Source organism: Rhodoblastus sp. (assembly GCF_052145335.1).
Taxonomy (GTDB): domain Bacteria; phylum Pseudomonadota; class Alphaproteobacteria; order Rhizobiales; family Beijerinckiaceae; genus Rhodoblastus.
Window position 1 is genome coordinate 1 of the sequence record NZ_JBKQOU010000048.1, and the last position, 5,924, is coordinate 5,924.

8 protein-coding genes and 1 pseudogene are annotated in these 5,924 nt (G+C 60.0%); 2 read left to right on the forward strand and 7 right to left on the reverse strand.

Features of this window, described 5'->3' with window-relative positions; translation table 11 throughout:
- The 7 genes and pseudogenes from ACLP2E_RS03290 to ACLP2E_RS03320 all read right to left on the reverse strand — a co-directional run.
- Window positions 1–657 (reverse strand): hypothetical protein (locus ACLP2E_RS03290; RefSeq protein ID WP_442465138.1); only part of this gene is annotated, 657 nt, incomplete at its 3' end.
- Window positions 658–1,097: 440 nt separating this feature from the next.
- Window positions 1,098–1,229, reverse strand: a pseudogene (locus ACLP2E_RS03295) (Tn3 family transposase); the annotation flags it as partial.
- 36 nt (window positions 1,230–1,265) lie between these two features.
- Window positions 1,266–1,604, reverse strand: coding sequence for a hypothetical protein (locus ACLP2E_RS03300; protein WP_442465139.1), 339 nt, complete (start codon window positions 1,602–1,604; stop codon window positions 1,266–1,268).
- A gap of 155 nt (window positions 1,605–1,759) precedes the next feature.
- Window positions 1,760–2,758 carry a hypothetical protein gene (locus ACLP2E_RS03305; protein WP_442465140.1) on the reverse strand — a complete coding sequence of 333 codons (999 nt, stop codon included), beginning with the start codon at window positions 2,756–2,758 and terminating at the stop codon, window positions 1,760–1,762.
- Between the two features lie 322 nt (window positions 2,759–3,080).
- Window positions 3,081–3,371 (reverse strand): hypothetical protein, encoded by a 291-nt coding sequence (locus ACLP2E_RS03310; protein ID WP_442465141.1) that lies wholly within the window; start codon window positions 3,369–3,371, stop codon window positions 3,081–3,083.
- 48 nt (window positions 3,372–3,419) lie between these two features.
- Window positions 3,420–3,770, reverse strand: coding sequence for a hypothetical protein (locus tag ACLP2E_RS03315; RefSeq protein WP_442465142.1), 351 nt, complete (start codon window positions 3,768–3,770; stop codon window positions 3,420–3,422).
- Window positions 3,771–3,877: 107 nt separating this feature from the next.
- Complete coding sequence (locus ACLP2E_RS03320; protein ID WP_442465143.1) at window positions 3,878–4,159, reverse strand: hypothetical protein; 282 nt, start codon at window positions 4,157–4,159, stop codon at window positions 3,878–3,880.
- Between the two features lie 515 nt (window positions 4,160–4,674).
- On the opposite strand from ACLP2E_RS03320, the gene ACLP2E_RS03325 reads away from it, so the two are divergent.
- Complete coding sequence (locus ACLP2E_RS03325; protein ID WP_442465144.1) at window positions 4,675–5,364, forward strand: nucleotide-binding protein; 690 nt, start codon at window positions 4,675–4,677, stop codon at window positions 5,362–5,364.
- Window positions 5,361–5,699: a stability/partitioning determinant gene (locus ACLP2E_RS03330; RefSeq protein WP_442465145.1), complete on the forward strand. Its 339-nt coding sequence runs from the start codon at window positions 5,361–5,363 to the stop codon at window positions 5,697–5,699. Before ACLP2E_RS03325 ends, ACLP2E_RS03330 begins: the two co-directional genes overlap by 4 nt.
- Window positions 5,700–5,924 lie beyond the last annotated feature (225 nt).

A 5,924-nucleotide genomic window follows, 5' to 3' on the forward strand; every position in this document is an offset into this window, starting at 1 on the left:
GGTCACATCCCCGGCATTGCCGTCGACAGTCTCGGCATCGACCGGTTCCTGCGAAGGCTCGGTGATGTCGCCACCCTCGGACGTCGCGTTCGAATCGACTTCTACCGACGGCTCGGTCGGCGGCTCCGCCTGCGCACCGTCGAGGTCCGCGCCCCCGGGATCAGGTATATCGACAGTCTCAAGAACGGTCAGATCGCCGTCCGCGGTGTCCGCTGTCTCTGCAGGCTGGGGATTGGTCTCTTCCGCGGGAATCGCCTCGATGTTTTCCGTTAGCCGAGTGTCGGCCCGGTCCGGAGAATTCGCGTCGCCGGTCACATCCCCGGCATTGCCGTCGACAGTCTCGGCATCGACCGGTTCCTGCGAAGGCTCGGTGATTGACGGCTCGGTCGGCAGCTCCGCCTGCGCACCGTCGACGATGAGGTCCGCGCCCCCGGGATCAGGTAGATCGACAGTCTCAAGAACGGTCAGGTCCCCGTCCGCGCCCATGGCCGGCACGTCGACGATTTCGGCAGTTTCAAAACCAACCCCACTTTCCTGACCGCCGATCTCGGCGGGGCCGCTGATTGGGCCGCCGATTTCGGCCCCAACGTCCGCGCCGGTGTTGATTTGATGTCCGCCCCCGATCTCGGAGCCGCCCCCCAGTTCACCGCCAGTCATTATCGTCTCCTTAATCGGACCACACCGGGTTTCTCGCTCAGGGGCGGAAGACCCATCCATGTAAAAGCGCACGGTAGTGTATTGCACGCAATGTTGCGGGTGGGGTTAGCGCCGGCCGTCTGATCGGCCGCCGGGGAGCGCCTGAAGGCCGAGTTCGAGGTCGCTCATTTCCAGAGAGGCCGCCATCCATTCCGGCTCCGCTGAGGATTTTTCGTCGACTGCATGTATTGCACGCAAAGTCATCCCCCATGTTAGACCCCCCGTTTATTGCGTGCAATATGCCACTCAGAGCCGCGTTATAACGTGCAATTCTCATTGCACGCCATTATTGCACGCAACAAACCGGCCCCGCGCGGCCCTGACCAGCCAAAAATGCCGAAATCAACTCTCAAAGCCCGAAAGTGGCCCTCCTTTGCGTGCGCTTTTACACGGATGGGCCTTCGGCCAGCCTTCGGCCCCTGCTTGAACGTGCAGATAGCCTGAGCGAGAGCGTGGCGCTGCTCCCCTTTGTTCAGTCCGGCTTAGCAGCGCCGACGGAGCTCGGGGCTTTCCAGCCAGTCGAGCATGAATATCATAAAGCACTTCGAGAGCACGGTTTTTGCCAAGGCCTATGTATCAGTATTCATCGGAGGCGCATAATAGAGACATAGATCGTCCAGCTCAGCCTGACGCCGTGCACCATTCATTCCCAGATCGACATGAAAGTAAAGTAGTGTCGCATTATGTACGGTTTGCGCGAGGTTCCATAGACCTGACGCCATCTGTTCCGAAACGTCATTCCTGATGTTTTCAGCAGCGGCAATGAATATCGGTACTGGGTTGGCGGCGTTGCCAGACGCAAGTATGTAGTTGCCCGCTTGGAGAGGTAACCTGTCAAATTCTATAACAGGAGTAAGGCGATACACATAAGCGTTCGAGCTTGCACCCTTGAAATTGAATGTCGACATGGCTCGATCCTAGGTTCGGTTGCGCCGGGACGGAGCGCGCCCCGATGGCTCGCTAGGCGGCGGGCGGGGCGAGAAGAAGGCGCAGTAGAACTCTATCAAATCGCCCTCGGAGAGCCTTGTTATTCCGGCACCCCAAACGGCGAACTGAACCGTATCTAGGCGACAGCAATGAGTGATTTAAGGAGCGATTGAAACAGTTTTTGAGTTTTGTCTTTATATCGCGCACTTTTGTCGATCACATAATAATAGGTAAGTTGAGTGATATTATCAACAAACTCGCGTACCGGTTGCGAAGTTTCCTGCTCTTTAATAAACCTCAACAATAACGTGCTCCCATCCTTGAAGATCGTTGTCGTTTCGTTCTGGTTCAACCCGATGAACAAAACGTTAATAACCGCAATAGAGTGTTCTGGGCTCATATAGTTGTATCCTTCCGTTTTCAACGAGTTTGCTAGAGACATAAGCACGATGAATGCGAACGTAGCGACTAAGAAATTATGCGGGTTGCCAGGCGTCAATAACCCCCCTGTTGCGCCTAGAGCGGCGCTCCCGACAATCGCTGTCACGACAAGCAAAACCGCTCGGTCAATTTCGGCGTCAAGCGTCTTTGGCTCCTCAAGGCCGACAGAACCAATTACTTTATCATCCTCATAGATTAATTCCGCTGCAAGGGTGAGCATGGCTCGGGTGAAAGGGCGCTTTGACAGATCGTAGCGGGCAATGCGCTCAGCCCGAGACTGCGCAGTGTCGGCGGCTTGCATCAAAGCGATGCGTTCCGCCAGTTCTTCGGCAGGGGGCGCGTTTAGTGCGGCTTCGTTGAGAACAGCGGCCACCCTAGCAGCGGAAGGGCAGTTCCAAATTGCGTTTGAGAATGCCGACAACACAGGATTCGTGAAATTGAGTTCCGGAGCCTGTTGGGGAAATGTAAGCTTTAATTGCATACCGGTCTGCGTGTTCTTGTAGACATTCTTCTCGTTATACAGCAGATGGCCGGTAAAGTTGGTTATAAAGCTTTTGAAGAAGCCTCCATGCATATCCCACAAACGAACTATGACACCGCTTTGAGCGATAGATACGTACACAACCTCCTTGCTGTCCAGTTCAATGGTCGCGCCGCAACCGGCCGTTTCGCTTGACCTTAGGAGCTTTGGCATTCGCCTCTCCGCAATTACCTTCCAAACTGGTATAGGACGGTAACGCTTGCACATAGGGGCAAGCGACTTCGCCAAATCGCATCGGCTACCCCAGGCCGGCGCGGCTAGATCGCCACCGCCCCTGGACGTGCGCGGGATTAACGCCGCCGAGATTCTGCTGATACGTCGTGTCCTGAGCGAACACAGGCGCGACAAGGTGTAGCGTGAATCCCACGACCAGTGCCGCGCTTCTGAACGGTGACATTGACTTCTCCCACAAGTGCGGCCCGCCCCTTGCCCTTAGCGGCATTTTAAACGCTATGACGCGCGCTCAGCTTCGCGCTCATCCCCCTGACTTTTTTTCGATGTCGGCATAGGTTCGATAGATGTTCGCGACGACCAGTGAAGCGCTCGGCGACTGTTTCGGTTGAAGGGGTTCCGGCAAAGGAAGGTTCGGCGCTCTCGACTGATCGAGCGCCTGCGCCGCTTGGATGATCGCCTCCTTGCTCGGCGAGCCCGCCTGCGCGTCCGCGTGCGCCAGCCCGATTAACGCCATGCGCTTCAACCGCGCGCCGTGGGGCAACGTGAATTCCGGCTGTAGGTACGGCGACTTCTCGTGCTTTTCGTCGTTCATTCAGGGGTTCATCCGAGCATGGACAGTGCGACCAACAAGGGAGCCAGCCTATCCGGCGCGATTGGCGCACGACTTCCTAATCATTGCCTGCTGCACAGCCTCAATCTGCCCTTTGTAATTGGCAATTTCGGGCGCGACGTTGCCTCCAGACATCGAACCGACAGGCAGGCCGATAAAGAGCCACCCGGCCACATCGGTTGAACGCGTTTGATTTTGTTGGGCCGACGCCCCCGTCAAAGCGGCTTGAAGCCTAGCCTGTTCTTCGCCAAGCTGCCGACAGGTCCAACTGTCATAAGCGACCGAGCTAACATAGGACGGTCGGACTTCTTCAGGAGCCTGAGCACATGACGTCAGGCCAAGCGCTGCAATGGCGACTGCTGCCCGCTTCACACCGGTCACCGTTCGTTCCCCATATTTTTGAGGTACGGTTGCACAGGCGAGCGGCGTTTGATAGGTGACCGAATGTCACGCCGATGCCGGCGGTCCGCCTCGGCCTCATCGACCAGTCAGTGACGCCCAAACCCGCGCGGCGGCTCGACGCTTTCCAGTTCGGAAAGGTCAAGACCGCAGATTGAGCGCAAGGCCTCCGCTGCGGCGCTCTCGGCAAGATTATCGGGCAGGCCGTCGAGCCATTCCTGATACTCGTTTTGCAGCGTCACGAGCTCGGCCACGGCGTCCCGCCAGCGCGCCGGTCGGCTGCGCCGGTCGCCCGGTCGCCGGTAGCGGATTTTCGGACTGCCGTCCGCATGGGCTGCCCGAAACCGCGCCTGCCGCTCCGCGGACGTCATAGGCCGATCCCCCAATGGCTTACGCCCCGGCATTTGCCTGCCCACATTCCGTTACATAACGCATTATAGTCGGATGCCGCCCGGCTGTCATGGCCCGCCTGAGAATGTCGGCGAGCTGTGTCGCCCCCCCGTCGGCCGCCCCGCGCCAACCGTCCTCCGTGACGACCGCCGATCGCCGGCACCTTCTCGGGCGACTTCCTCTGGGATCGCGCCGCGCAGGCGACAAGCCGCAAACTGCTCAACCTCTCGCCCAAAAGGCACGCGGCATGATGATGTTCTCCTCCCGTTCTCCCTTAGCGTTGTTTAGCGTACTTTCAACGCGATGCCCTCAACTAGGCTGCCTTCCGCCATAAGGTCCATGAGCGGCGCGGCGGCTCGGGCCGAACTGCTAGCAGTCTGTGATCAGATTGCAGGCTGTATGCCGTTTGTGATCAGTCATCGGCCTGTCGTCGATCCGTGCACTGTTTGTCAACTGTCGGCGCTCATGATGGAGGCCTACACGAGGGAGGCCATCTATGCCGACAATCGTTTTCGCCAGCCCCAAGGGCGGCGCCGGGAAATCCACGTCCGCCGTCGTTCTCGCGACCGAGCTCGCGGGGCGGGGCGCGACAGTCGCGATCATCGACGCTGATCCCAACAAGCCCGTATCCCGATGGGCGGGCCGGCCAGGGAAGCCCGAGACCCTGACCGTAGTCGCCAACGCCACCGAGGATTCGATCCTCGACCAGATCGACCAGGCCGCGCGCCAGGCGGCCTTCGTCATCGTCGACCTCGAGGGAACCGCGAGTCTGATGGTCGGCTACGCTATCAGCCGCGCCGATCTCGTCATCGTCCCGACGCAGGGGAGCCTCCTTGACGCGACCGAGGCCGTGAAGGCCATCCGGCTGGTCCGGAACATGGAGAAAACGGCCGGGAAGACGATCCCGACCGCCGTCTTGTTTACCCGCACAAGTGCGGCCATCCGGCCGCGTTCACTGCAAGCGATCGAAGCGGAATTCGCCAACAGCGGCGTCAGGGTTCTCGGCACACAAATGCACGAACGGGACGCCTTCCGCGCCATCTTCTCGTTCGGCGGGTCGCTCTCGGACCTCGACCGCGGTCAGGTCGGCAACGTCGCCGCCGCAATCGCCAACGCCCGCACCTTCACGGCCGAAGTCCTCTCGGTCATCAAGTCAGGTGGCCCTGCGATAGGAGCGGCGGCATGACCAAAGAGCGCGCTTCCATCTTCGACAGCGAGGACGCGCTCGACGTCTCCGGCTTCGCGCCGAAGGCGGCCTCCGAGCCGAACGCGGTTCCCGCCGAGCTTGTGCGCGGGATCGCCGAGGCTTCGCGCTTTCCGAGCCGCGAGGCGAGGCCAGCCCCTCCGCCGCCAACGAGACGCCCGCCTCGCATCCATCGGACCGGCCGGACGATGCAGTTCAACGCCCGGGCGAAGCCGGAGACGATCGAGGCCCTGTACGCGATCGCCGATCGACAGGGATGGCTGATCGGCGAGACGCTCGAGCATGCCCTCGCCGCGCTGCAGAGGGAGTTGGCCTAGGCCCAACATTCGCGCCACCAGGGGCCATTTCGTGAGAGCGCGACGGCTCTACGTTCCCATTTTGTCGGGGATATCGGATATCTGTCTCCCCGTAATGCAATGCGCTCAGGCCGCTTAGAGGAATCGTCGTGAATTTCCGCGTGCAATTTCTCGACGCTTCGGCGGCCGTCGTTCGCGAGACGCTCGTCAAAGCGCGGCGCGTGGGCCTCGCCATCGCTCTTTACG